General features: G+C 63.5%; 26 protein-coding genes. 20 read left to right on the top strand and 6 right to left on the bottom strand.

The window, feature by feature from the left end:
• Positions 1-183: 183 nt before the first annotated feature.
• From G9408_RS01085 to G9408_RS01075, 3 genes are all read right to left on the bottom strand, one after another.
• On the bottom strand, positions 184-648 hold the full coding sequence (locus G9408_RS01085; RefSeq protein WP_168452335.1) for a hypothetical protein: 465 nt from the start codon (positions 646-648) through the stop codon (positions 184-186).
• A gap of 132 nt (positions 649-780) precedes the next feature.
• Positions 781-2,106 carry a type II toxin-antitoxin system HipA family toxin gene (locus tag G9408_RS01080; RefSeq protein WP_168452334.1) on the bottom strand — a complete coding sequence of 442 codons (1,326 nt, stop codon included), beginning with the start codon at positions 2,104-2,106 and terminating at the stop codon, positions 781-783.
• A 2-nt stretch (positions 2,107-2,108) separates the two neighbouring features.
• Complete coding sequence (locus tag G9408_RS01075) at positions 2,109-2,372, bottom strand: helix-turn-helix domain-containing protein (protein WP_408021857.1); 264 nt, start codon at positions 2,370-2,372, stop codon at positions 2,109-2,111.
• 339 nt (positions 2,373-2,711) lie between these two features.
• On the opposite strand from G9408_RS01075, the gene G9408_RS01070 reads away from it, so the two are divergent.
• The 3 genes from G9408_RS01070 to G9408_RS01060 all read left to right on the top strand — a co-directional run bounded on the left by G9408_RS01070 (position 2,712) and on the right by G9408_RS01060 (position 7,240).
• Complete coding sequence (locus G9408_RS01070; protein ID WP_168452333.1) at positions 2,712-3,803, top strand: hypothetical protein; 1,092 nt, start codon at positions 2,712-2,714, stop codon at positions 3,801-3,803.
• On the top strand, positions 3,800-4,420 hold the full coding sequence (locus G9408_RS01065; RefSeq protein ID WP_168452332.1) for a thermonuclease family protein: 621 nt from the start codon (positions 3,800-3,802) through the stop codon (positions 4,418-4,420). Before G9408_RS01070 ends, G9408_RS01065 begins: the two co-directional genes overlap by 4 nt.
• 66 nt (positions 4,421-4,486) lie before the next feature.
• Positions 4,487-7,240: a UvrD-helicase domain-containing protein gene (locus G9408_RS01060; RefSeq protein ID WP_168453394.1), complete on the top strand. Its 2,754-nt coding sequence runs from the start codon at positions 4,487-4,489 to the stop codon at positions 7,238-7,240.
• Between the two features lie 30 nt (positions 7,241-7,270).
• Here the strand turns inward: G9408_RS01060 and G9408_RS01055 are convergent, their stop codons facing one another.
• Genes G9408_RS01055 through G9408_RS01045 form a run of 3 tightly spaced genes read right to left on the bottom strand, consistent with a single transcriptional unit; the run spans position 7,271 to position 8,785 of the window.
• Positions 7,271-8,068: a hypothetical protein gene (locus G9408_RS01055; RefSeq protein ID WP_168452331.1), complete on the bottom strand. Its 798-nt coding sequence runs from the start codon at positions 8,066-8,068 to the stop codon at positions 7,271-7,273.
• A 14-nt stretch (positions 8,069-8,082) separates the two neighbouring features.
• Entirely contained in the window at positions 8,083-8,301 is a 219-nt protein-coding gene (locus G9408_RS01050) for a helix-turn-helix transcriptional regulator (protein WP_168452330.1), read from the bottom strand.
• Positions 8,294-8,785: a hypothetical protein gene (locus G9408_RS01045; RefSeq protein ID WP_168452329.1), complete on the bottom strand. Its 492-nt coding sequence runs from the start codon at positions 8,783-8,785 to the stop codon at positions 8,294-8,296. The genes G9408_RS01050 and G9408_RS01045 overlap by 8 nt, the downstream gene beginning before the upstream one ends.
• A 371-nt stretch (positions 8,786-9,156) precedes the next feature.
• Between G9408_RS01045 and G9408_RS01040 the strand changes: the two genes are divergently transcribed.
• The 17 genes from G9408_RS01040 to G9408_RS00960 are packed head-to-tail and all read left to right on the top strand — an operon-like array spanning position 9,157 to position 24,182.
• On the top strand, positions 9,157-9,471 hold the full coding sequence (locus G9408_RS01040) for a hypothetical protein (RefSeq protein ID WP_168452328.1): 315 nt from the start codon (positions 9,157-9,159) through the stop codon (positions 9,469-9,471).
• Between the two features lie 34 nt (positions 9,472-9,505).
• Positions 9,506-9,793: a type IV conjugative transfer system protein TraL gene (gene traL, locus G9408_RS01035; RefSeq protein ID WP_019053870.1), complete on the top strand. Its 288-nt coding sequence runs from the start codon at positions 9,506-9,508 to the stop codon at positions 9,791-9,793.
• Between the two features lie 11 nt (positions 9,794-9,804).
• On the top strand, positions 9,805-10,368 hold the full coding sequence (locus G9408_RS01030; protein WP_168452327.1) for a type IV conjugative transfer system protein TraE: 564 nt from the start codon (positions 9,805-9,807) through the stop codon (positions 10,366-10,368).
• A gap of 8 nt (positions 10,369-10,376) precedes the next feature.
• Positions 10,377-11,189: a type-F conjugative transfer system secretin TraK gene (locus G9408_RS01025; protein ID WP_168452326.1), complete on the top strand. Its 813-nt coding sequence runs from the start codon at positions 10,377-10,379 to the stop codon at positions 11,187-11,189.
• Entirely contained in the window at positions 11,189-12,532 is a 1,344-nt protein-coding gene (locus G9408_RS01020) for a TraB/VirB10 family protein (protein WP_168452325.1), read from the top strand. The genes G9408_RS01025 and G9408_RS01020 overlap by 1 nt, the downstream gene beginning before the upstream one ends.
• Positions 12,529-13,401 (top strand): DsbC family protein, encoded by an 873-nt coding sequence (locus tag G9408_RS01015; RefSeq protein ID WP_168452324.1) that lies wholly within the window; start codon positions 12,529-12,531, stop codon positions 13,399-13,401. Before G9408_RS01020 ends, G9408_RS01015 begins: the two co-directional genes overlap by 4 nt.
• Positions 13,401-13,991, top strand: a complete 591-nt coding sequence (locus tag G9408_RS01010; protein WP_168452323.1) for a hypothetical protein — start codon at positions 13,401-13,403, stop codon at positions 13,989-13,991. Before G9408_RS01015 ends, G9408_RS01010 begins: the two co-directional genes overlap by 1 nt.
• A complete protein-coding gene (gene traC / locus G9408_RS01005) occupies positions 13,988-16,540 on the top strand; it encodes a type IV secretion system protein TraC (RefSeq protein ID WP_168452322.1) in 2,553 nt (850 codons plus the stop codon). Before G9408_RS01010 ends, traC begins: the two co-directional genes overlap by 4 nt.
• Positions 16,540-16,926: a hypothetical protein gene (locus G9408_RS01000; protein WP_328804347.1), complete on the top strand. Its 387-nt coding sequence runs from the start codon at positions 16,540-16,542 to the stop codon at positions 16,924-16,926. The genes traC and G9408_RS01000 overlap by 1 nt, the downstream gene beginning before the upstream one ends.
• The gene (locus G9408_RS00995) at positions 16,919-17,305 is read left to right on the top strand and encodes a TrbI F-type domain-containing protein (RefSeq protein ID WP_210423152.1); all 387 of its coding nucleotides are present in this window, start codon (positions 16,919-16,921) and stop codon (positions 17,303-17,305) included. Before G9408_RS01000 ends, G9408_RS00995 begins: the two co-directional genes overlap by 8 nt.
• Positions 17,302-17,820: a S26 family signal peptidase gene (locus G9408_RS00990; RefSeq protein ID WP_168452321.1), complete on the top strand. Its 519-nt coding sequence runs from the start codon at positions 17,302-17,304 to the stop codon at positions 17,818-17,820. The genes G9408_RS00995 and G9408_RS00990 overlap by 4 nt, the downstream gene beginning before the upstream one ends.
• Positions 17,817-18,446 carry a type-F conjugative transfer system protein TraW gene (traW, locus tag G9408_RS00985; RefSeq protein ID WP_328804346.1) on the top strand — a complete coding sequence of 210 codons (630 nt, stop codon included), beginning with the start codon at positions 17,817-17,819 and terminating at the stop codon, positions 18,444-18,446. The genes G9408_RS00990 and traW overlap by 4 nt, the downstream gene beginning before the upstream one ends.
• A complete protein-coding gene (gene traU, locus G9408_RS00980; protein ID WP_168452320.1) occupies positions 18,443-19,456 on the top strand; it encodes a conjugal transfer pilus assembly protein TraU in 1,014 nt (337 codons plus the stop codon). The genes traW and traU overlap by 4 nt, the downstream gene beginning before the upstream one ends.
• Positions 19,453-20,208 (top strand): type-F conjugative transfer system pilin assembly protein TrbC, encoded by a 756-nt coding sequence (locus G9408_RS00975; RefSeq protein WP_168452319.1) that lies wholly within the window; start codon positions 19,453-19,455, stop codon positions 20,206-20,208. Before traU ends, G9408_RS00975 begins: the two co-directional genes overlap by 4 nt.
• Positions 20,205-21,935: a conjugal transfer protein TraN gene (locus tag G9408_RS00970; protein ID WP_168452318.1), complete on the top strand. Its 1,731-nt coding sequence runs from the start codon at positions 20,205-20,207 to the stop codon at positions 21,933-21,935. Before G9408_RS00975 ends, G9408_RS00970 begins: the two co-directional genes overlap by 4 nt.
• Complete coding sequence (locus G9408_RS00965; RefSeq protein WP_408021856.1) at positions 21,932-22,756, top strand: conjugal transfer protein TraF; 825 nt, start codon at positions 21,932-21,934, stop codon at positions 22,754-22,756. The genes G9408_RS00970 and G9408_RS00965 overlap by 4 nt, the downstream gene beginning before the upstream one ends.
• The gene (locus G9408_RS00960) at positions 22,746-24,182 is read left to right on the top strand and encodes a conjugal transfer protein TraH (protein WP_168452317.1); all 1,437 of its coding nucleotides are present in this window, start codon (positions 22,746-22,748) and stop codon (positions 24,180-24,182) included. Before G9408_RS00965 ends, G9408_RS00960 begins: the two co-directional genes overlap by 11 nt.

The raw sequence follows: 24,182 nt of genomic DNA, 5'->3' as shown, positions 1-24,182 counted from the left end.
GGCCCACAATTTCGCCCGCGCCACGTAACTAAGGTATTGGTTCGATGCCTTTTTAGGGACTCTGGCAATTTCAAAGCCTCAGAATTCCGCCATTCTTGCGTTGGAACAAATGCAGAAAGTGGGCCTTTTGATTCGGGCTCCGAAACGCCCCCTTACCTCGTCGTCCATCCTGCTGCCTCCCCTCTACGAGCGTGCCTCGAGTGAGTGCATTTCGGCAAGCGTAGAGAGGTAGATGCTCAAGCCAGTGGCCACGCCTCGGTAGAGTTCATCGCAATCCACCTGGACGTGGGTAATCGCCTTAGACGCGATGTTCCCTGGCAATGCCCAAATTGCGTCCGGGGGCAAATAAGCCACCATCGAACGAAGGTTCTTGCGAAGAATTAGAGATAGCTGCGCTCGCTGAGCCGATTGGGAGACGTCGGGCAGAAATCGCTCGCAGGCGAGCCGTATTTCAATTTCCTCGCCCCTGTGCTGCTCAAGCGTTGCACTGGTCTCGACGATCACACACTTCAGCCGAACGAATGTCTCGTCTAAGCGGCGCTCCGGCTCGTCGACGATGTAATAGGTGGGCCAGGCCGCCTGAATCTCGGCCCTGAGAGAATAAACCGGCTTAGGCGTAGCCTTCCTTTTGCGTCTGGTCTTCGTCATCGCAGCTCTCTCAGACAACGCGACGGTGACGATCGCCGCTTTCGAGCAGGCTACATGTCGATGGGCGTGAAACCAATCAGTTGAAGATCAGCGAGTGGCCGCGGCTGACCAAGATGCCTTTGGCCATCCCGATCAAGCTTCCCCGTTAGCAGAGTACGCGCTCGCACCGACGGTCGGGCTATCGTCGGTGGTCATTTCTGCGAGATCAGGCACGCCTTCCTGTCCGGCGTGCGTCCTGACTTCGCTCGCCCGTTCCTCAATCTCCTTCGCGAAAATGGCGAGCATGGCGGAACCTGCAGCCATGGCGGCGACCTCTTCGACTGCAGTAGGTAGCTCTCGCAGCAACCGTGCCGTCAGTTGTTCAACGCGTTGGATCGTGCCTCGTGCTGCGAGGCCTGCGCCTTCAGCCATGCGACGCCAGTGGCGACCGTAGATGTGGCGGCCGCGGCGCTGGCCGCCGAGGGCCTGTGCGTGGTTCTGAGTTATGTTGGGCCATGCGAGGCCGGACATCAGGTCGTAGAGTGGTGCGAGCTGCGGAGCGCCCCGTCCGAGCAGGATGGAGTAATTCTTGGCGTGGGAATCGACGTTCCCGACGGCTACGTTGAAGATCACGGCGTCGAGCAGCCGCGTGATGTCGCGCGCGGTCATATGCTGGCGGACGAGTGCGAACATGTCGGCGATTGAGGGGCCGCGCATGCCAGTGCCGTTGAACTCGTACTTGGCAGCAGGCGGACGGCGGAGAGCCTGGCAGAAATCCTCCTGATGCAAGCGACGGACATCCTTGCCGGTGCCCACCCGGTCATAGCGCTCAACGAGCAGGTAGCTGCGTTCCCCTGCAACGCCAGCCTTAACCGGCGCGACATTGAGGCCGATGCGGCGGGCAAGGACCATGCACAGCATCTCATTCTGGACGCTGCCGGGCAGACGCGGATTATCGGGCTTGAGGATGTGGGTGGACGGCGCGCCGTTGATCGGCACGGCGACCTGACCGTCGATGATCGCCACCGGCAGTTTTTCCTGCGCGCCGGCGAGGCTCATCGAGACGCCGTCCTCGCCGACCAGGAATGGCCGTGCGGGCAGTTCCTCGATGATCCGCTCCAGTGCGCCGGCATCCGGGATTGGACGATAGCCGGGCTCGCCGCGCGATTGCTGCCGCACGATGGTGAGCGCGCCTGCCAGATCGCTGCCCGTCTGCGCGATCAGGCTGAGCGCATCTTCCGGTGCAGCGCCGAGGGCCCGCGTCATGGCGCGCAGCGGTTCGCCCTCCGGCAGGAGGTTCATCAGCCAGGGAAGGACCTGTTCTCCTTCATAGGGCTCTGGCCGGATCGGCATCGCCAACGAGACCGGGAAGCCGTCAGGGGATGAACGCCAGGCGTCCGCATAGGCAAAGCGGGTTGCCTGCGGGTCGGCGCTGATCGTGGCGACCAGACGGTCTTCGTAGTGAACCGGAAGTTCCACCGTCAGGTCTGCGAAATGCCGGTAGCGGTAAGCCTCAGGCCTACCGCCTTGGCGGCAGCAAGCGCCTTGCCGAGTTGCGCGGTGGGCTTTCCTGCTTCCAGATCGACGATGAAGCGTTCGCCGCTGTTGATGGCGAGCGCCAGCTCCCGCTGGGTAAGGCCGAGGGCCTTGCGGGCAGAGGCGACGGCTGCGCCGAACTGGGTTGCATTTTCGATCATACGTTTCTTACCGACCGGGAAGATCGCATAGCCATCATAAGACTTCAAGGGCATTTCTTACCGAGCGGGAAGAGTGGTTTCAAAGTCATCGCCCTACGCGGAAAATCTTACCGAGCGGTAAGGCCAGGCGATTATCCTTTAGCACGTCCCGTATTACGGATGGCTATTCTGGCTATGCCAGCTGTCACCGTTCATTACGGCAGGCAACGCGACGGTGAAGATCACCGCTTTTGAGCAGGTGGCGGGCGCATGAGCGCGAAACCAATCAGTTGAACATGACTGATGCTTAAGAGATTTCTAAGAACGGGCTGCCAGATTGAAGACTTTACCTGCTGCGCTGTGAAAGAACTTGCGGCGAGCAGGACCACAGATGTTGCCAGGGAGCCCATGAACCCCGCTCACAATTCCGCATTGGCGCAGCGCTACCTGGTCGATGACCTCCCTGGTGCACACCAGCCCGGAGCCCGGTTGCACGGCATTCTCCAGAGGATCGATGTCGGAGCTCAGATTACGCCGCTTGCACGGCAATTTCTTGCATCGACGGGTCTGCTCGCTCTTGACGCATTGGCAAGTGGACAGCTGCCACTGGCTGAGTTTCAAGCTCAAGCCGCCAAGGAGCGCAATTCACGAATCCAGCAAGCATCGATCAAGGCCGCCGAGGCAGAAGTTGAAGCCGCTAAAACTGCTGCCGCCAAAGCCGACGCAGTGAAAGCAACCTTTGCCGCCATGGCGAACGACCCGGTCCTTCGTCGAAAGCGCGAGGCAAAAGATCTCCGCCGACGCTTTGGATTGGGCTACGTCGATGACGAACATTACGGGCGCGTCATCGGTCTTTTGAAGCAAGTCGAGAAAGGGCAGCGCCTCCGCACCGAGGACGTGGCTTGGCTCAGAGTCGAGGCCGAATACTGCTGGACCGATGAACTGCAGAAGGCGTGGCATCGCTTGGAGGCCCAAGCACTAACCGAAGCCTGGGAACGCACTGGTGACGCCTGGAACGTAGTCAACGCCAGTGGCCATTGGCGCAAGGCGAATGATGCCGAGCGAGCTCTATCCGTGACCGAAAAGGCGCTGGTACAAACCTCCCTCTCGCCGAAGCTGCAATCTGCCCTCTCGACGACCCGCGGCGGGGCGATGCGCGATTTGCGGCGGCTTGAAGAAGCAGAAGCGCTTGGACGACAGGCCCACAGTCTGACGCCGGCAGATTACCGACCCTGCACGCTGCTGGGGGCTGTGTTGCTCGAGCGCGGTGACCTTGCGGGAGGGCATGATTGGTACGCCAAGGCCGAGCAGCTGGGCGCGTCTCGGAAGGCCATTGACCAAGATTTGCGATCTGTGCTGGTGCGATTGCCATTGCAAGAGCGGCAGCGGATTTGCGACTATCTTGTCGCTGAAGATCCCGAGAGGTTCGCCTGGCTGCTGGGCCGCTGGGAGTCTCGCGAGCGCGGACAAGGCCGAGTCACAAAGGCTGGGCTTGCGTGATTATCGTGCCAGACGATCCTGGCTCGCCAGGTCAGGATGAGGTCTTGAAGGCCTCAGTGCTAAAGGTATTCGACGGCGACGGCTTCCTTGCCAACGTATGGCATCCTTTCCGAGATACTTGGGTCGAGCGCATACCCTTTCGCTTCGCATTCATCGATGCACCAGAGATGGGACAGCCCTGTGGTCCCGAAGCGAGGGATTTTCTTGCAGCGCTCATCGCAGGCAAGGAGCTTAGGCTTGATCCGGTTGGCAAGGAATCGACGGGCTACATGCCAATCGATCCCTACAAGCGCCTGCTCTGCGTTGGCTTCCTGACCGAGCAGATGGAAGCCGGCAGGATTGACTATTACCATCAGGGCAAATGCGGCAGCGGTTTGGTGAAGCGGCCTCGGTCGGTGACCCGCAACATCGAAGTCGAAATGATCGTGAACGGCTGGGCATGGGTTGTCGAGCAATACAGCTTCGAACGGGAAGACGAGTACTTCGAGGCGCAGGAAGATGCGCGAAAAAATGGGCGTGGACTATGGAAAATGGATAACCCCGAGCCTCCGTGGAGCTTCAAAAGACGACAAAGACGCCACCGGCAATCCTCCCGAGCGCAGGGACAGTTGCTCTAGATCGGAAAGAAAATGCTTCGGCCGCTCAGGTGACGAAGAGCGGGTACTGTGGCAGCGAGCTTGGCGATGATTGGAAGATCCCGGACATATCGGCCCAGCCTGTGGGCACGCATCTTCCTGTCGGAAAACTGGAAGCTGGTCCTTAGCGCATCCACGTCGGACCGCATTCGGCTGAAATTAAAGGCTGACGACGAGGTCCTATGCCTCGATGTCACAGACGTATCATCGACCAAGGCGCTGCTATGGCATACAGTCGAAATCCGGTCGAAGGGCCGCGTCGATGCGTTGTCAGGCCTGACTGCCAAGTCCGCTCAGACATTACGCCAGGATTTGCTGGCTTTCGTGAACCAGCATCTCGCGGAGCTGATCGATTCCGACAAGGAACGTCTCCGTGAGGTGGACACCAAGATCCGCGCCATAACGGACAGCAACCAGCAGTACCTGGCCCATGCTGATGTGAGCCGGGCAATTGCCAGCGTTCCCGGCAGCGCCTCGGTTGCCCTGGCCCACCCTCTGTTTGACGCCAATCTGATCCCGGCTTCGCTGAAAGAATATCTCCCCACTTCGTTTGCCATGCTCACCGATCCGGCTGTTCGCAGCCGCTACAACGAGAGCTTCGTGGTTCACGAGCTGCAAAAGTTCGACGGGTTCTTTTCCAACCTTGGCGGATTCTCGCTCTCGCAGGAGCAGCGAGAGGCTTGCATCCGACTTGAAGACAACAATCTCCTCGTGGCGTCAGCCGGCTCTGGCAAATCCGCGACGATGGTCGGGAAAGTAGCCTACGTCCTGGAGAAAGGATTGTACCAGCCCGGCGAAATTCTCGTTCTTGCCTTCAATAAGAGTGCGGCCGACGAGCTGAAGGAGCGGATCGCGAAGCAGCTCGGCATCGACGAGGACGCCTTGGAATGCCGGGTAACCACCTTTCACGCCTTGGGTCGGGGAATAATCGAGGAGACCGAGGGACGGCCGCCGCAGCTGGCCAACTGGGTCGAGCACCCGGCTGGTGAAGCCCGCGTGATCGACAAGATCATTCGCGAGCTGATGAATACGAACGACGAGTTCAAGCGGCTCTGGATCGACCTACTTTCGATCCTGCCCAAAGCCGATATTCCCGTTGAGGCCTTTGACTCCGAAGCGGACTACAATCGCTACATCGCGGATCGAAACGACCGAGGTGGCAGCACCATCGGCACCCTTGCTGAAATTTATGTTCGATCGCTTCAGGAGCAACGGATCGCGAACTGGCTGTGGGTCCACTCGGTCGAGTTCGAGTATGAGAAGCAGATCTCATTCGAGGAGGAGGACGGAAGCGAGCGGTTCGTTCAGCCTGACTTCCACTACCCTCTGACCGACACATTCCATGAGCATTTCGCCATCAACGCGGATGGCTCCTCACCGTTCGACAATTACGTCGAACACATGAAGGGCAAACGCGCAGGGTACCAACGCGAAGAACTGGATTTCTTCGAGACGACCTCGGCACAGGCACGAGACGGGACGTTGTTGCAGCGGCTCGAGGCCGAACTGGTCAAGCGGGATATCCCGCTGACCGAGAAGAGCACCGAGGAAATCCTGAAAGCGATCGAGCCGGTGGTGATTACGCACTACCAGAAGCTGATCGGCGTCTGCATCAAGCACATCAGGGCCAGTCAGCTGACCTTGGAAATGCTGCTAGAGCGGGCAAAAACCCTGCATGACAAGCCTCGCGCCCAATATTTCGCGCGGGCGGTCTGGCTGATCACGCAAGCCTACTCGCGCAAGCTCGACGAGGCCAAGCGGATCGATTTCGATTCGATGATCGGCGACGCGGTGCGCCTCGTTGAGACGGGCCGTTATCAGAGCCCCTATTCGCTCATTCTCGTCGATGAATTCCAGGACATCTCGGATCCGCGGGCCAACCTGATCAAGGCGCTCAAGCACCAAAAGCCATTCACCAAGGTCTTCGCCGTCGGAGACGATTGGCAGTCGATTTATCGCTTTGCCGGATCCGATATCACGATCTTCACTCAGTTCGAGGCCAACTTTGGAGCCTGCTGGCAAGGACGCCTCGAGCAAACCTACCGATGCAACCAGCTCCTGGCTGATACGGCCGCACGCTTCGTTCAGCGCAATCCCGCGCAGATCACGAAAACTGTTCGCTCGACGCGTGCCGCCATCCCGCGTTCAATTCGCGTGATCCCTGTCACCGTCGAATGGCGTAAGCCGAGTTTTCCGGCTGCATGTTTCCAGCTGCTCGAGCGCCTCGACACTTTCCTGGAAAGCATTGCCTCCCAATGGCGCCAGCACGAAGGGCAGAAGCTGAAGGTCCTCGTGCTGTGGCGTTATAACCTGCTTGATCCGTTCGGCGGACAGATGCCGCACTTCTCGAACATCGAGGTCACGGGCCTGTCCTTTCATCGGTCCAAAGGCCTGGAAGCAGACTACACGATCCTGCTCGACGTCAGCGAAGGCGACTACGGCGTTCCGAGCCGAATCGAGGATGACGAGCTTCTCAACCTCGTCATCCCGCGGCCGGAAACCTATGCCTACGCCGAGGAGCGCCGTCTTTTCTATGTGGCACTGACCCGCGCCAGCAGAGGGACCTTCATCCTGTGCAATCGCCGCAAGCCCTCGCGATACATCCGCGAGCTTCGGGAAATTGCCGGGGAGGACGTCCGCTTCGAGACGGTCGACGGCAAAGAACTGGATCAGTGTCCAAGCTGCCATGTCGGGCAGATGGTCGAGCGCCAAGGGCGGAACAACACGACATTCTTTGGCTGCAACCAGTTTCCGGAATGCCGCCATACACGTCAGGCCAACGCCGAACTCGCACGGGCCTGACGAACGATTGGAGGCCTTGCCCTCGAAGATTCAGGGCTTTGTGAGCGAGGCTACGCGAGCCGTCAGATCCGCCTTTGCCCTCGAAAGTGCGGCGGTGTTGGTCTTTGTTGAACAGCGTTCGGCGGCTTTGTCGCCAAGGAAAAAGGCGATCCGCTCAGCATTCGCCCCACTGGGATGGGGTAGCCCCTCCAATATGCGGCGACCATCTACCAGTCCCTGGGCCGCAAGAACTTGCATAGCCGCGGCGACCTTCGGCCCCAGAGGGACAATCACCGCATCGCACAGCGCACGAAGCTCTTGGCCAGTATAGGCCTCGAGCCAACCTCGCAAAGCGGGCGTCTTGACCATATCGGGCTGCCCTGACCAGTTCTGTCCATCGACGAACACGGGATACCGCAGCGCCGATGTGAAATGCACGAGGTCGCCTTTGTCGGACCACAGCGAAGCCGTTGATGCCAAGCCCAACCATTGTCCGACACCGATTAGGTCGAGCATGCGGACGAGATTGGTCCGCATGGGTTCACCCGAGAAGCTGGCAAAGGTCTTCGCGGCAGCGGCGGCCTCCGCAACCGTTTGCCCTTCCAGCAAGGCCTTCCGCGCGGCGCGCAGCGCATTAGCTGCCTGGAACCGGCCGGGGGTCATGCCGACAATGACGACGCGCGCTGATGTGTTGATGTGATCGAATGGCGCGTAGATCATCTCCACATGCCTCGCGCCGACGCGTTCGCTGGCCATTCTCAATCTTTGAACTGCTTGCGGATCTTCGATTTCCGCATCGCTCAGGCCGGTGAGGACGGGGACAAATTCTTCAAATATCGTCAGGGACATGGAGAGCCTTGTAATCAGTTGTGGCCCTTATTGCAGATCCACGCGTCGATGTCCTCCTGCGCCCAAGCAACTGCATAGCCACCGAGTTGGACCGGCCTCGGAAACTTCCCTTCGGCCATCCAGCGATAGATCGTTGATCGGCCGAGCCCGACGCGGTGCTGTACTTCCTTGAAGCGGATGAGGCGTGTCACGCGCTTCGGCTCTGCGGCCGGCGGCACGGCACCTTCAGTCATGACGGCCTCCAACGGTAGCGGCAAAGATATCTCCCAGCAGGGCATCCTTACGCTCAAGTTCGTCGATATGATCGGCAAGCAGCCGTGCCACCCGGTGCGCGGTTCCCTTGGCCCAGCGCGGCTTCACGTCATGCACCTGGTTGCCAAGGACGCGCTCGAGGGCGGCAGGCAATTCGCAGATGAGTTCCTCGAAGAACTTGGCGATGTCGGTCTGAAGCCAGCGGGTCGCCTGATCGCCGCCAGCCCCGAGGAACAACAGCATGTGGGCGTGCGGGGCCATCCCGGAGGACGCCAGAATCCGAAGCGCTTCTCCTACACTGGGGCTGCGCTCCCCCATCAGCGTCCGGCGCAGCGCATCCTTATGAATATCGGCCTCGCGCGCGATTTCGCAGCGATTGCGACCGCTCAGTTCAACGGCGGTGTGCAGCAGGTTTGCGAGCTCCTGTCGGGTCTGGGTTTCACCAAGTACGCCCATGTCGATCATTGCTGTTTCTCCTCTGGCTGAAATGACCGACTCATCGGCTATGCGAAGAGGAAGGGTGTAGGAAAACGAAAAGAACATAAACGGAACATTGAGGAAGCCCCGAATCGCCCGCGTTCAGTGATTCGCGCAGAAATCCGACGCGTACCCGCACATTTCGGCATGGTCCGCGCAGTTTCCGGCTGAATTCGCGCTCAGGACGAGCGAGCTGGCGCGAAGGTCGGCCCGACAGGTCTTTCCCGTCGCTTTTTGCTTGGTCGAAGTGGCGAGAGCGTAGGTCTGGATTTCCTACAGGCACATCGAGGGATCACGAAGAACAGACAGCGAACGGCGTGGCCGCTTGCTGTTTGACCAACCTTCGAAAGGTCCTGCCCATGAATACCCCTGTTCCGCTTGCCCGCCGTACCCGGCTCAAGGACTATATCCTGCCCACTCTCGTGGCGCTCGCCGGCGCCGGTGCGGCCTATGCCGGCGCTGACACCACCTTCGATCCGGCTCTCACCAAGTTCACTGATTTCCTCGAAGGCTCGGGCGGCAAGATCATCACCGTCCTCAGCCTTGCAGGCGGCCTCATCGGCCTTGCCTCCGGGCGCTTCTCGCTCGGCCAGGTCGCCGTTCCCGTGGGCGTCGGCATCGGCGTCGGCACCGGCGTTCCGATCGTCACCTCGGTCGTGACCGCGGTCATCTGAACAGCGGATCCGGTCACGGCGGGAGGGCGGCATCATGGCTGACAAGTACCTCGTACCCCAACGGCTCGACGATCCGGAGCTCATCGGCTTCTGGACCATCGACGAGTTCGCGGGGCTGCTGATCCCCTTTGCCTGGGGGATCCTCGCGCAGCACATCTTCATCGGGATCGCTCTCGCCTTTGCGGCCTGGTTCGTCTTGCGGAAGGCGAAATCCGGAAACGCGGGCTCGGCGCTGGTGCATGCTGCCTACTGGTACCTGCCCGGGGGCTTCCTCGGGCTCAAGGCCACGCCGCCCTCCCACTGCCGTCTCCTGGCCGGCTGAGGGAGGACGCCATGCGCGCTGAATTCGCCTACGAAGAGGCCCAGAAATACCTGCGCCAGCGCAATCGCCTTGCGGTGGTAGCCGGGGTGCTCGGGCTTGCGAGCCTGCTTGGGCTTGGGGCTGCTGCCACACGGGACCGCGAGGTTGTCCTCGTGCCCGTGACGAGCGAGCGGCTGTCGCTCACCAGCGCGGGACCCGACGCCCACTATCTCGAGCTCGTCACCCGCGACACCGCGCTGATGCTGCTCAATCGCAGCCCGCAGGGCCTCGATTACTGGATGGGCGAGATCCTGAAGCTCGCCGATCCAGCGGCTCATGGGCAGCTCAAGGCCGAGCTCGTCAAGATCGTCGAGGAGCAGCGCGGCTCCGACATTTCCCAGGCCTTCGTCATCCGCCGAATGGATGTCGATCCAGGCGGCCTCACTTCGACTGTCACCGGCACGCTCAAGACCTTCGTCGGCGCGCAGGTGATCGCCAGCAACGATCGCAGCTTCCGGCTGAGCTGGAGCAAGCGGGGCCTCTCCCTCGCGCTCACCGGCTTCGAGCAGCTGCCCGACCCCAGCCAGAAGGATTGAACACAGCCATGAGCGCTCTCACACCCTGTGCTTCATCGGCGCTTGGCGCCGGTGTTGCCTGCCTTTCCCTAGGCGCGACGCGCCGCATCGATACGGGCTGGAAAGCGCTGGGCATCGCCCTTTGCGCCCTCGCGTTCAGCGCGGCGCCAGCGCGTGCCGACCAGTTCGTCGAGGCGGCTGACAATGCCAAGATCGACTGCACGCTCTCGCGCGGTGAACTGACCCGCATTGCGCTCATCGACGATGGCTTTGCCAACGTCTCGAAGATCGCGAGCGCCTATCCCTATAACGATTTCACGATCACCCATGAGCCGGTTCGCGGCGACATCTACATCTCGGTGCCGCCGCAATTCGCCTCGGACCGGGTGAGTTTCTTTGCCACGAGCAAGGCCGGGTTTGTCTACAAGTTTGCGTGTCGGACGGTCTCCCAGGAAGCGAGCCAGGTCTTCGTCACCAATCCGGCCCTCAAGGTGCGCGAGGCCGAAGAATGGGAGCAGACCAGCGGCCCTGACGATGCGGCCATCCGGCTGATCGAGGCCATGGCAGGGGATGCGGTGCTTCCGGGCTTTACCGGACGGACCGAACTCGGGTTGCCGCGCAAGACTGGCACCATCGAGGTCCAGCTGGTTGCAGAATACTCCGGCGCCGAGCTGACCGGTCAGCGCTTTCGCCTGCGCAATCTCGGCAAGGTGCCGCTCGAGCTGGGTCAGGATCGCGAAGGCCCCGCTGGCGCCATAGCCTTTGCCTACGGCCGGGACATCCTCGCCCCCAGCGAGGTGACCAGCGCCTTCCTCGTCTTCCGCAAGGGAGGGCTGGAGTAATGGCAAGCGCAGACAAGCCGGCGACCGATCCGGTTCCCCAGACCCCTGAGACGGCTGATGCCAGCGCCACTCCGGAAAGCCGGCGTGAGGTTGGCAGGCGGAATCTGAACCACCAGATCGCGCAGCGGCAGAAGGCCTTGCTCGCAGGCGTCGGCGCTATTGCGCTGATCGGCGGGGCAGCCTTCCTGTTCAGCGGCGACGACGACAGACACGCGGGCGCCTCCGGCGATACCGTGAGCATCGACACGGGCGGGCTGGTCAATCGCAACCTGTCCGAACGCGAGTTCGTCGCGACCTACGGCAACCGGGCCGATGCCCAGGACCGGGAGATCAAGGCGCTCAAGGAGGGCCAGGTTTCGCGGCCCGAGCTCGAGCAGCAGCTCGCCGCGCTCAAGGCCGAGAACAGCCAGATGCGGACCGACGGCCAGACCGCGATCGACGCCATCTCGGCCGAGAATGCCGCCTTGAAGGCGCAGCTCGACCAGGCTGCGCGCGCCTCAGCTGCCGCGGCTCCGCCGCCCCCGGCTTATGGTCCTGGCGTCGCCACTGGCGCTGCGCCTGCCGCTGGCCGGACGGCAGCGAGCGGTCCGTTGCCGGAAGAGGGCAAGGTCAGCCTGACGAGCTTCGAGACCGGCGCTGCCGGTCCGAAGAAGCCCGCCGCCGACAATGCAGCCCCGCCTCTCGTCTTGCAGGACAGCCGGGATTACCTGCCGCCCAACAGCTATGCGCCGGCGCGCGTGATCGTTGGCGTCGATGCCTCGACCGGCGTTGCCAGCCAGACCGATCCATTGCCCGTGGTCCTCAGGATTACCGGGCCAGCGCGTTCGGTCATGCGGCGCGGCAAGGTGCTGACGACCGATCTCACCGGCTGTCTCGTCAATGGCGCAGCGCGCGGCGACCTCAGCAGCGAGAAGGTCTACGTAAAGCTTGCCCGCATGACCTGCGCGCAGCCCGGCGGGCGCTATGCGGTGAGCGAGGTCAAGGGCTTCATCAGCTTTGCCGGCAAGTCGGGCGTGCGCGGCCGCGTCGTCAGCCGCGAGGGCAGCCTCGTGGGCCAGGCCCTGCTTGCCGGGATCGTCGGCGGCTTTGGTCGCGGCTTTTCCGCCAACGCCAATGGCGTCTTCACGGGCCAGATCGGCGCTGACGGCAAGCGCCAGGCGCTCTCGCCCACCGACATTGTCGCGGGCGGCTTTGGCCAGGGCGCGGGCGAAGCTGCCGACACGGTGAGCAAATACCTCATCGAACGCGCCGAACAATACCAACCCGTCGTCGAGATGCCGACCGGCATCGAGGTCGAGATCGTCTTCCTCGACGGCGTTCATGTCAGGAGCAATACGAAATGAATTACTCGGAATTCCAGCCGGGACTGAAGGCGCGCGCCGCGACTGCGGCCCTCGCTGTCACCACAGCCTTCACCGTGATCAGCCTCGGCCTCGCCGCGGTCACCGCTGAGCCGGCACGGGCCGAGGGCATGGCGAGCGATGTGCGCGCAGCGCTCATGGCCCGCCTGCCCAAGACGCCGATCACCGGCCTGTCCTGTGAAGGCTTTGGCGGGCTGTGCGAAGTGGTCTCGGGAAACACGCTGTTCTACGTCGATGAGACTGCCCGATATCTCATGGTCGGCCGCCTCTATGACATGGAGACGCGACGCGATGTCACGGCAGCGCGGCTGCTCGAGCTCAACCCGGATCTCCTGGCGGCAGGGGCCGCACGCGCGGACGCAGACAATGCCCGGCACGAGACTGGGCCCGAAGCTCGACCGACGGCAACCAAGGTCGACCTGACCGGTCTGCCGGCGGAAGGCGCGATCCAGTGGGGACCGGCGAATGCTCCCAAGGTCGTCGTTTTTTCGGATTTCCAGTGCGGTTACTGCCAGCGCCTGACCGGCGAACTGGTCAAGGCAGGCGTCCGGGTCGAGGAGCGGCCGATTTCGATCTTCGGGGCCAAGAGCCGCGAGATTTCTGAAGCGGTGCTGTGCGCTACCGATCCAGTCGCGGCCCTGCACCGGGCTTATGCAGGAGAGGCTGTGCCGCAGCGTAAGGGCTGCAAGGCCAAGGGCCTCGATGCGAATGAGGCGTTTGCCCGGGCGCAGGGTTTCTCGGGCACGCCAGTCGTGGTGCGCGCCAGCGATGGCGCCGTGCTGCAGGGTTATCGCCCGGCTGCTGAAATCCGCAAATTTCTTGGTCTCGCTTCGAACAAGGGAGGCCGCTGATGCGTAGCTTCAGCCATGTGCCTCGCTCCGCGGCGCTGCTCGGCCTTCTGCTGGCGACCAGCGGCTGCGCGGTGCTCGGCGGCAACGTCAAGGGCAACTTCTCCTGCCGGGCACCGGAGGGCGACTGCGCGCCGACCTCGGTGATCGATGGCCGGGCGACCGAGACTGTCGGTGAAAAGGCCGACGATCTCCTAGCGCAGCGTCCGGGGGACGCCGCTCCGACTTCGGGCAGCCTTAAGATTGTCCTGGCCGCCTATCGCGATGGGCAGGGCCGCAGCCATGCGGCGCGGGTGGTCGAAGTGCCGCTGCCCGAGCCGGCAAGCGCGCACTTCCAGAATCCGGCAAGCCGCCGCGAGGTTGCGCGGGCGCTTGCGCGGGCCGTCGCCACGGCACGCGAGCCGCAGGGCGAAGCGCCGCCGCCCGTCGCTGACACCACCGACACCGCCAACTCCGCCTTGCCGGACGTGCTTACTGCCCCCTTGCAGCACGCGCCGGCCGGGGGATCCGGGACTGCCTCCCTCCCGCCCCGGGTCCCCCAACCAATCGCTGGACAAGGGGAGCCTGCTCCCCAGGAAGGAAACGTGCCGTGAGCCTCTCCCTTGCCAAAGCCCGCGATGCCCTGATGGGTGCGCTGTTTGCCGATACGGCGTCAGCGGAGAAGCCGCGGGCGCGCTTCGGTCTCGACATGCTGTCCGATTGGCTGCCTTACCGGGTCTTCGACGAGAGTGCCGGGCTCTACCGCAACGCTCGTTCAAAGGGTTTCATCCTCGAGGTGACCCCGTTGATCGGCGCCGACGAGCGCACCGGCGAAATCCTGGGTCAGTTCTTCTCTGAAGGACTGCCCCAAGGGGCCTGCCTGCAGGTGCTCAATTTCGCGAGCCCGCGGATCGGGCAGATCGTCTCCCCGTGGTTTGCGCCGCGCTATGAACAAGGCGGCATCTACGAAGCGATCGCGCGGGAGCGGCTTGCCCGGTTCTACGATCTGGTCTGGGAAAGCGGCTCGGCCTTTGCCCCTTTCCATGTGCGCAGCAGCCGCCTGATCGTCTCGCTCGGTGTCCCGGAACACACGAACGTCACCGATGCCGAGCTTGCCGAATGCCGCGAGGCTCTGCTGGGTCTCATCCATTCGCTGGGGCTCGATGCGCATCCGCTGCGTCCTTCGGCACTGATCGGCCTCGTTGACGAGCTGACCTCGCCAACCACGGCGCGCGAGCCTGAGCGCCAGACCTGGAATCCGCTCGAGCAGATCGATGTCCAGGCGATCCGCTCCGATATCGAGCTTGAGGTCGAGGACGACCGCATGGTGCTGAGGACCGAGCGGTTTCGTGAGATGGGCCGCGACAGCGCTGGGAACCCGGATGTCGGGGTGTGCCTCCCCGATACGTTCGACGTACGCCACTTTGCCGTGCGTTCGTTTCCCGAGCGCTGGGCGCCGTGGGAGTGCGCGCGGCTGATCGGTGACATGTTTGCCGACAAGCTGCGGTTTCCCTGCCCGACGGCCACCATGTTGTGCCTCGTCTATCCCGACCAGGATGCAGCTTCAGCCCGCGCGGGCTACAAGTTCATGCGCACGACGAGCCTGTCCCAGACGAAGAGTGCGCGCTTCCTCCCCAAGCTTGCCGACCAGTCGGCCGAGTGGCGTCACGTCCAGAACGAGCTCCAGGCCGGAAAGAAGCTGGTGAAGCTGTTCTATGGGCTGACCAGCTATTCGCCGCTGGGCTCGGGTGATGCCCATGAGCGCGTGATCAAGGCGATCTTCAAGGCGGCAGGCTGGGACCTCACCGATGAGCGGTTCCTTCAGCTCCAGGGTTTGGTCGCCGCATTCCCCTTGAGCCTCGCCGACGGGCTGGCGGACGACATGCTGCGTCTGAAGCGCATGCGCACCATGCTCTCGACCACTGCGGCCAATATTGCGCCAATGCAGGGCGAGTACCTGGGCCGCACGGTTCCCCACCTCCTGCTTGTCGGCCGGCGGGGCCAGCCGTTCTGGTGGTCGCCGTTCGAGAACGGGGCTGGCAACCACAACATCGCGATTTGCGGCAAGTCCGGCTCGGGCAAGTCGGTCCTGCTCCAGGAGCTCTGTGCGGCTCTGCGCGGTGCAGGCGCAAAGGTCGTGGTGATCGACGATGGCCGCTCGTTCGAGCACTCGGTCAAGTTGCAGGGCGGGCGCTTCGTCGAGTTCACGCTTGCTGCGGGCTTTTCGCTCAATCCCTTCTCGATGGTCGACGATGCCCGGGCTGAGGCCGACGAGGATTACCGCCTCGACTGCTTTGCCATGATCAAGGCGATCATTGGACAAATGGCCCGCCACGACGACAAGCCCAGCGACACCGAGCGGGGGCTGATCGACCGCGCGGTCACCACTGTCTGGGACACGCTCGGCAGCGGCGGCAGCATCGACGATATCGCAGGCGCTCTCGAACAAGGCGGCGGCGAGCTCGGCGTCAATCTCGCGACCGCGATTGCGCCCTATTGCCGGGGCGGCAGCTATGGCGGGTTCTTCTCAGGAAAGGCCAGCTTCGCGCTCGACGATGATTTCACCGTCTTCGAGATGAGTGATCTTTCGAGCCGCGAGGAGCTCAGAAGCGTCGTTCTTTCGGCGATCATGTTCATGACCGGCCAGGCCATGACGCGGACCTCGAGAGCCACCCGCAAGCTGCTGCTGATCGACGAGGCCTGGTCGATGTTGAAGGGCGGCTCGATGGGCGAGTTCGTCGAGACCTATGCCCGCACCGCCCGCAAATACGGGGGCGCGCTCGCAACCGCGACCCAGTCCCTGAATGATTATTACAAGTCTGACGGCGCGCGCGCCGCGCTTGAGAACAGCGACTGGATGCTGATCCTCCAGCAGAAGGCCGAGACAATCTCGGACTTCCGGCAGAGCGCCCGGCTCGACATGGACGACCGGACCGAGACGCTGATCCGTTCGCTGAAGCGCTCAGGTGCGGAATATTCCGAGATCTTCATCAAGGGTCCGGAGACCGAAGCGATCGGCCGCCTCGTGCTCGATCCGCTCTCGGCGACGATCTTCTCGTCCGATCCCAATACCTATGCGGCCATCCAGGCGCTTGAAGCCCGGGGCATGCCGCTCGCCGAGGCGATCCGCAAGGTCGCCGGCCTGGCTCCGGGAGAGCGCTGATGGCCTTCCATCAAACCCCGTTCGACCACATCGGTGTGTGGTCGCCGCCGATGCGGTTCATCCCGTTCCTGCAGGGCACCTGCCTTGTCCTCATCGAGGCATCGCGCTTTGCGGCCTCGAGTCTGCTCATCGTCCTGGGCCTCCCGCTGTTTGCGTTCCTGTTCCTCGCGGGCTGGGACATGGGTCTCCTGTTCGCCCAGCTCGGCAACCTTGCCGATCACTACCGCGAGGCGGACGCGATCCGCCGGATCGCTTTCTCCCAGGACCTGCAGGGTGCCTTCATCGCCGCCGTGCTGGGCGTGGTGTTGGTGCGGACCCCGCGCTTCCTGAAACGCCTCGAAACAGCCCTCGCTCCGGCCAGTCCCAAGGAGACTGTCAATGGCTGACGCTCGCCGATTGCAATCTTTTAATCGCCCGCTCGCGCTCCGTCTTGGCGGGGTTCTGCTCACGGTTTCCATTCTGCTGTGGGGGGCCTGGGTCAGCCGCGAAGTGGCCCGTCCCCGTGAACAGATCGTCACGGTGCGCTTGGCTGAGACCATCGCGCGGTTCGTCGATGCTGAAGCCCGCGCGGCCCGAGACCCTGAAGTCGGCCAGGCCCGCACGCTCGCCTATCTCAAGGCGGCCGAAGCGGCGGTCCAGGACATGGGCAAGAATGGCCGCGTGGTGCTGGTGGCCGAGGCGGTCCTTGCGGGTGAAGTGCCCGACGCGACCGCTGAGCTGGAGCAGCGCATTGCCGCGCGGCTCGGCCGGGAGCCGAAGCCATGATCCGCATCGCCCACCTGCTGCGCGGAGCCCGGCGTCCGCTGCTCCTGACGGGACTTGTTGCCTTGCCATTCGCCTGGGCGCCGCTTGCGGCCTTCAGCGAGGACCATGCCTTCCTGATCAATTCGAGCCCGAGCCTGCCAAACTGGGCCTTCTGGCTCGACAAGTCGGCGCCGATTGCGCGTGGCAGTCTGATCTTCTTCGAGCCGCCCAGCTCACCGCTGCTTGATAGGCATTTCGGCGAAGGGCCGCACCTCTTCGGCAAGCGCGTCCTCGGTCTGCCGGGCGATGTTGTAAGCCATGAGGGCGACCAAGTCCTGGTGAATGGCCGGGTTGTTGGCACGCGTCTCGAACAGACCCGGCTTGGGCTCAGGCTCAGTCCGGGGCCGGAAGGGGTGATCCCGCGCGGCTGCTACTATGTCGGCAGCGACCATCCGCGCGGGTTCGACAGCCGCTATGCCGAGGTGGGCTTTGCCTGCCGCGGGCAAATTCTCGGCAGCGGGAGGGCGGTGCTGTGAAGCGCGCCCTGCTTGTAACCTTTGCGCTTGTCCTCGCCGTTCCGGCCGATGCGCGGGACTATGGCCAGCAAGGTGCCGTGTTCCCGGTGATCGAACGCGATCTCCTGGAACAGATCCACACGCGGCTCACTGCCATGGAAAAATCAGGTGAGACCAAGCGGCTCAACCAAGAGCTGAGGCGGCGCACGACGGCGCGCGTCAACCGGCCCGAGCCGGTCGCGGGCCTCGTCCGGGCGAGCGCCGCTCGCCGCTGGAGCTTTGATCCGACGATCACACTCGAGACCGATATCCGGGGCGCCAAGGGCGAGCTCATCCATGCCCGCGGGACCCGGGTGAACCCGCTCGACAGCGTGCCGCTGCGCAGCGAGCTCCTGTTTTTCGATGGTGACGATCCTGACCAGCTCGCCTGGGCGCTCAGGGTTTCGCTGGGCGCCAAGCTCATCCTGACCAAGGGCGCACCGCTCGAGCTGATGAAGGCGCGGCAGCGGCGCTTTTACTTCGACCAGGGTGGCAAGTTGATCGCGCATTTCGGGATCAGGGCGCTGCCGGCTCGCGTGCGCCAGAATGGCCGGGTGCTCGAGGTCAGCGAGGTCGCCTTGGCTTCCCGACAAGGAGCACGCCCATGAAATCGCTTCGTCGCCTCGTCGCGACCCTGCTCGCAGGCCTGGGGCTGGCGTTGGCCAGTCCGGTCAGCGCCGATGCCGGGCCCGGTCGCTGCACCGGCAGCTTCGTCAACCCGATCACGGATATCTGTTGGTCGTGCCTGTTTCCGATCTCGGTCGGGGGTCTCAAGATCTGGCCTTCGAACCGGCCCGATCCTGACAACCCCGATCTGCCGCTCTGTTTGTGCGGCCTGCGGCCAGGGATAGCCATGGGCTTCTGGGAGCCGGTCCGGCTTGCCGACGTCAGCATGAAGCCATGGTGCTTCGTCAATCTGGGCGGGATGAAGCTCGATCCTGGGTTCGACATCGGCTTCCGCTCGATCAAGGGGCCCTCGGCCGTGGGCGGGGCCAGCCAGAACTATTCGAGCTGGCACGTTCATTGGTACGCTTACCCCTTGATCTACTGGATGGAGATCATCGCTGATTTCCTGTGCCTTGAGTCCGGCTCGATCGATATCCTCTACATTTCCGAGATCGATCCGCTCTGGCAGGACAGCGAGCTTACCGCGATCATCAACCCTGAGGCGGTGCTTTTTGCGAACCCGCTGGCACTAGCTGCCTGCGCGGCCGACTGCGTCTCAGCCACGGTCAATTTGCCGGTCGACGAGATGTTCTGGTGCGCTGGCTGCCAGGGCTCGATGTACCCGATGAACGGCAACGTCTCGGCGTCGATCGGCCATGTCCAGGCTTCGCGGCTCGTGCTCTCGCGCTTTGCCTACAAGCTGCACCGCGAACTCGTTGCCTGGGGCACGATGGGCGGCAAAGGGCTTTGCGGCAAGTACCTGATGCCGGTGATGCGCAAGCAGCAATACCGGTTCCAGGCCACCAACCCGAACCCGGCGACCAAGGGGCGCTACGCGTGCCCGCCGATTGGCGCCGCCACCACCTTTCAATCAGCTGGACAGGTCGTCCCCGCGATCGGTGAAGACATGGGATACCTCGTCTGGCGCAAGCGGAACTGCTGCGCGCTATGAACCGGAAACTTCTCCTGATCCCGCTCGCTGCGGGCATTTCTCTCGCAGGCCTGGCGCTGGCCCAAAGCGCGCCCGAAGGTATCGACCTCGAAGCCATCCGTGCCCGCTCGGCTGAGCATGCTAAGGATGCCGAGGCGCTGGCAACCACGGTCCGCACCCGGGCGGAGGTCGTGCATGACGAGGCATTGCAGAGCCAGAATGCCGCACAGGCCGCGGCCACGCGGTTTGCCGAGACTGTCCCGGCGTCGGCCAAAGGTCCAGAGGTCTTCGACTTCGACGCGATGGTGCGCGAGCGCGCCGAGGCAGAGAAGGCGCCGCTCTCCCAAAGCCCGCGCTTCATAGCCTTTGCGAGCCTGTCGATGCCGCCCGAGGCGCTCAAAGCGCTGGTTCGGGACATGGGGCGCGCAGGCGGCGTGACTGTGCTGCGCGGCTTCCCGGCCGGGGACTCTGCAAAGTTCAAGGCAACGCTGGCGGCGATCTGGCAGGGCGATGATGCCCCCCATGCGCTCGGGATCGATCCTCGCCTGTTCCGGGCTTTCGGCATCGAGGCCGCCCCCAGCTTCGTGATGGTCGGCAGCGACTTTGCGCCGTGTGATGGCTTTGACTGCCGCGACGCGCCTCCGCCGCATGACCGGCTCACCGGCAATGTGACGGTGAGCCAGGTCCTCGAGACCTTCCGCGATGGCAACGGCCCAGGCGCCCAGCTGGCCCGGCTGCACCTTACTCGCCTCGAACAGGAGCAGCGCCCATGACATGGCTTCGCTCGATACTTGGCGCCCTGCTGCTTCTGGCAGGAACGGCCCAGGCGGCCTCCGCTCAGACGACTGCCGATGCAAAAGCCGACGGCAAAGCGTTCGGCAACAGCGTAATCGATCGCGCCAAGGGCGCGGCTACCACGGCGCCAGATGCTTCGCGCGTTCCCGGATTCAATCCTGCCGCCACGCAAGGCCTTGAGGACCTGGCCGACCATCCCGATCGGATCGAGGGCGCCGCCCGTAGCGCGGCAACCGGCAACACCGCGATCCGGACGATCGAGGACAGCATGGATAACCGCGCCCGGTTTTCACCCCAGGAGATCAAGAGCATTCTCGCCCGCTCGGGCGAAATCAGCGAGACCCCGCTCGATTACACGAGCGGCATGTCGGTCTCCGGCTCGAAGGGCAATTGCGTCCCGCTTCCGCCTGGAACTGGCTCGGTCGGCACCTACATGGCGACTTGCAACACCGGCTATACGGCCGAGCAGAAGACGGCGACGTGCCAAGTGCCCCTCGATGTGCGCGCCGAGCCGCGCCAAGTCTATGGCTACTACTGCGTTGCGGGAAGCGGGGTCGATCCGACCGGGATTTATGCCTGCAACCACTATCCAGCGCCGCAGTGCACGGTGACGCAGTCCTGGCCGATTAACCTCTGCGATCCCTATTTCGGGATCTACTGGGGCTGCAACTCGGGTGACCTGCGCGTCGACCTCGTGAGCTGCACCGCGCCAGTCGAAGGGGCCACGCCTTACACGACCACCACCGAAACCGTGGTCACCGCCGAACGAAACGAGAGCCAGTGCTCCGCGCTGGCTGGCGATGCCAACTGCACACTCGACACCGAAGTCTGCACCGATAGCGACCCCGTCACCCGGATCGTCGATGGCGTCGCGGTTACCCAGCCATGCTGGGCCTGGCAGCGCAGCTATACCTGCTCGGCCAAGATGCCCGGCAATGACTGCGGCGAACTGGAGGCAAACGGCAGCTGCCGCTTCGTGCGCGAGGATTGCCTGACGGGCGACAGCCCCTGCTCGACGGCTGAGCGGGTCTATGAGTGCCCGGTGCCTCCAGGCGAGAACGCAGGCCAGCAATATGTCTGCGACGGCGACGTCTACTGCATCGACGGCTCGTGCGAGACGATCACCCGCGAGGCCAACGACGAATTCAAGGATGCGGTCGTGGCCCTGAACGCGATGGACCAGGCGCGGCGCGAGTTCGACCCTGCGACCATGACCCTCTTCAAGGGTGAGCGCGAGACCTGCTCGTCCAAGGTCTTCGGGGTGCTCAACTGCTGCAAGGGCAAAGGCTTCCCGCTGATCCCTGGCATCCAGTTCCTGGTCATGCTGGGCTGCAGCCGGGAGGAGGTCCTGCTCCACCAGCGCGATGCGCAAGGGCTTTGCGCCTATGTCGGGACCTATTGCTCTTCGAGCTTCCTCGGCGTCTGCCTGACCAAGAAGAAGGTCTACTGCTGCTTTGAGTCCAAGCTGACCCGCATCCTGCAGGAACAGGGCCGCGCGCAGCTTCCCAAGCCCTGGGGCAAGCCCAAGACCGAGCAGTGTCTTGGCTTCACCCTCGACGAGTTCGCCCGGCTTGATCTCAGCCGCATGGATTTCTCCGAGGTCTATGCCGAGTTCACCGATGCGGCGCGGCTCCCCGACGAGCTCCAGACCTCCGAGCTCATCCAGCAGAAAATCCGCGACTATTACGAAAGGAGCAGCCAATGAGCGCCCGTCGCACCCGCACGGCCATCATGCTGGCCGCCATGCTTGGTCAAGCAGTCCCGAGCGCTGCCCAGGACGCGGCCACGCTCCCCGGCGCTGCCGCCACTGAGGCCGGTGACGCCTTCTACTGCGGCGAGCGGCGGCTCGGCTACTGGTTCTACTGCGTGCGGCCGAAACCCGCGCCGTCGCAGACCGCCGAGCCGAAGTCCCAGGCACCGACCGCCACGGCCGCCCTCGATGCGATCACCGCGACGCTGCGTGAGCTCAAGGCTCGGGCGATCATCGAGCCTACACCTGAGAACGTGACTGCCTATATCCGCTTCCAACGCGAGCAACTCGATCGGGCTTCGTTGTTCTCGGATGTCTGGCAGCGGGCGATCTGGCAGGATCCGGGGCTCGACTACACGCTCGAGCGCCCGGTTGGAGCGGTGGCCAAGCGGCAATGGCAGGATGCTCGGACTGCCGAGCGCGATAGCGTGATGGCGCATCTCGGCGATCGCTACGGGCTGTTCTACTTCTTCGCCCAGACCTGTGGGGCCTGCGAGGTGATGAGCCCGATCGTCAAGGCGGTCGCCGATCGGTGGCAGCTCACGGTGAGAGCGATCTCGACCGACGGCGGGCCGTCGCGTCATTTCCCGAATTACACGGTCGAGAGCGGGCAGCGCCCGCGCATGGGCCTTGAGCCCAAGATCACGCCGGCCCTGGTCCTGTGGGACAGCGAAGCGGCGCGCGCGATCCCGATCGGATACGGCGTCCTGTCGGCCGATGAACTGCAGGACCGCATCTTTCTCCTGACCTCGAAGGAAGCCGGCCATGATTTCTAAGCTGCGCACGGCGGCGCTTGCTCTTGCCGCCACGAGCCTCGTTGTAACTCCGCTCCAGGCCAATGTCGGCGACAGCATGGACCGTTTCATGAACGACATGGGCGGAGCCGCGAATGTCACCGGTCCGAGCGCCTTCCAGGGCCAGTCGGCGGGCTACTATAGCCTCGGCAATGTCTGGACGCGCTTCCCGCAAAAGACGACCAACATCGCCAATCTCCAGCTGCCCCGGGCCCGGGCAGGCTGCGGCGGCATCGACATTTTTGCCGGCAGCTTCAGCTTCATCAACGCGAGCGAAATCGTCGCGCTGCTGAAGGCAGTCGCCAACAATGCTGTTGGCTTTGCCTTCAGCCTGGCGATCGACACGGTCTGCCCCGAGTGCTCGAAGATCATGCAGGAGTTTGCGCAGAAGGCGCAGCTCATGAACAACCTGTCGATCAACAGCTGCGAAATGGCCCAAGGGCTGGTCGGCGGGATCTGGCCCAAGGGTGACCTTGCCGACAAGGCGATCTGCGAGGCAATTGGTAACAGCGAGGGCATCTTCACAGACTATGCGGCGGCCAAGCATGGCTGCGGGACGCGCGGTCAAAGGAGCTCGACCAACTCCGGGGCCGGGGCAAACTATGCCGATGTGAACCCGGCTGTGCCGCGCAACTACACCTGGCACGTCCTCAAGAAGTCGGCCTTCTTCTCGCCCAATGGCACGTTCGACCGCGATCTTGCCGAATATGCGATGACGCTGATCGGCACGGTGATCTACGTGCCGCCGAAGGACGACGAGCCGGGCAAGTTCGTGCCCTTTGCTGGCGATGCCTCCTCAACGCTGGTGACCGCGCTGCTCGATGGCACGCAGGGCCAGACGGTCAGGGTCTTTGCCTGCGACGAGCCGGACCAGTGCCTCAATCCCACGTTTCGGGACATGAGCCTCAGTTCAGCCAAGGCCATCCGACCCAGGGTGGCCGCGCTCATCGGCAGCATGGTGGCTGCGATCCGCACGGATACGGCGATCGGCGATGCCGAGAAGGAACTGCTCCAGGTTGCCTCGGTCCCGCTCTACAAGATTCTGACGGTCCAGGCCGCCTATGGCCGGGGCATGGCGACCGATGACCGCGACACGCTCGCCGAGATCACCAGCATCGATCTGCTCTACGCGGTGCTCGACCGGATCGTGTCCGAGGCCGGCCGCTCGATGGCGAGCTTCATCGCAGCCGACGAAGCCAAGCTCGCCATCTGGCGTTCGCAGGTCGCGGACGTCCGCTCAAGCCTCGCGCAGCGCCAGGCAACGGGCCAAGCCAAGGTCTCGGCCATCATGCAGATCATCGAAAAGACAGCGATGATCGAGAACATGCTGGCAGCCTCGATGTCGCCCTCGATGGCGGCATCGCTCGACTGGTCGCGCGCGCTCCAGTCCCGTTCCATCGTCCCTTAA

The organism is Sphingopyxis microcysteis (assembly GCF_012274265.1).
GTDB classification, from domain to species: Bacteria; Pseudomonadota; Alphaproteobacteria; order Sphingomonadales; family Sphingomonadaceae; genus Sphingopyxis; species Sphingopyxis microcysteis.
The sequence above is the reverse complement of the archived record's forward strand: the minus strand, read 5'-3'. Positions and strand labels throughout refer to the sequence as shown.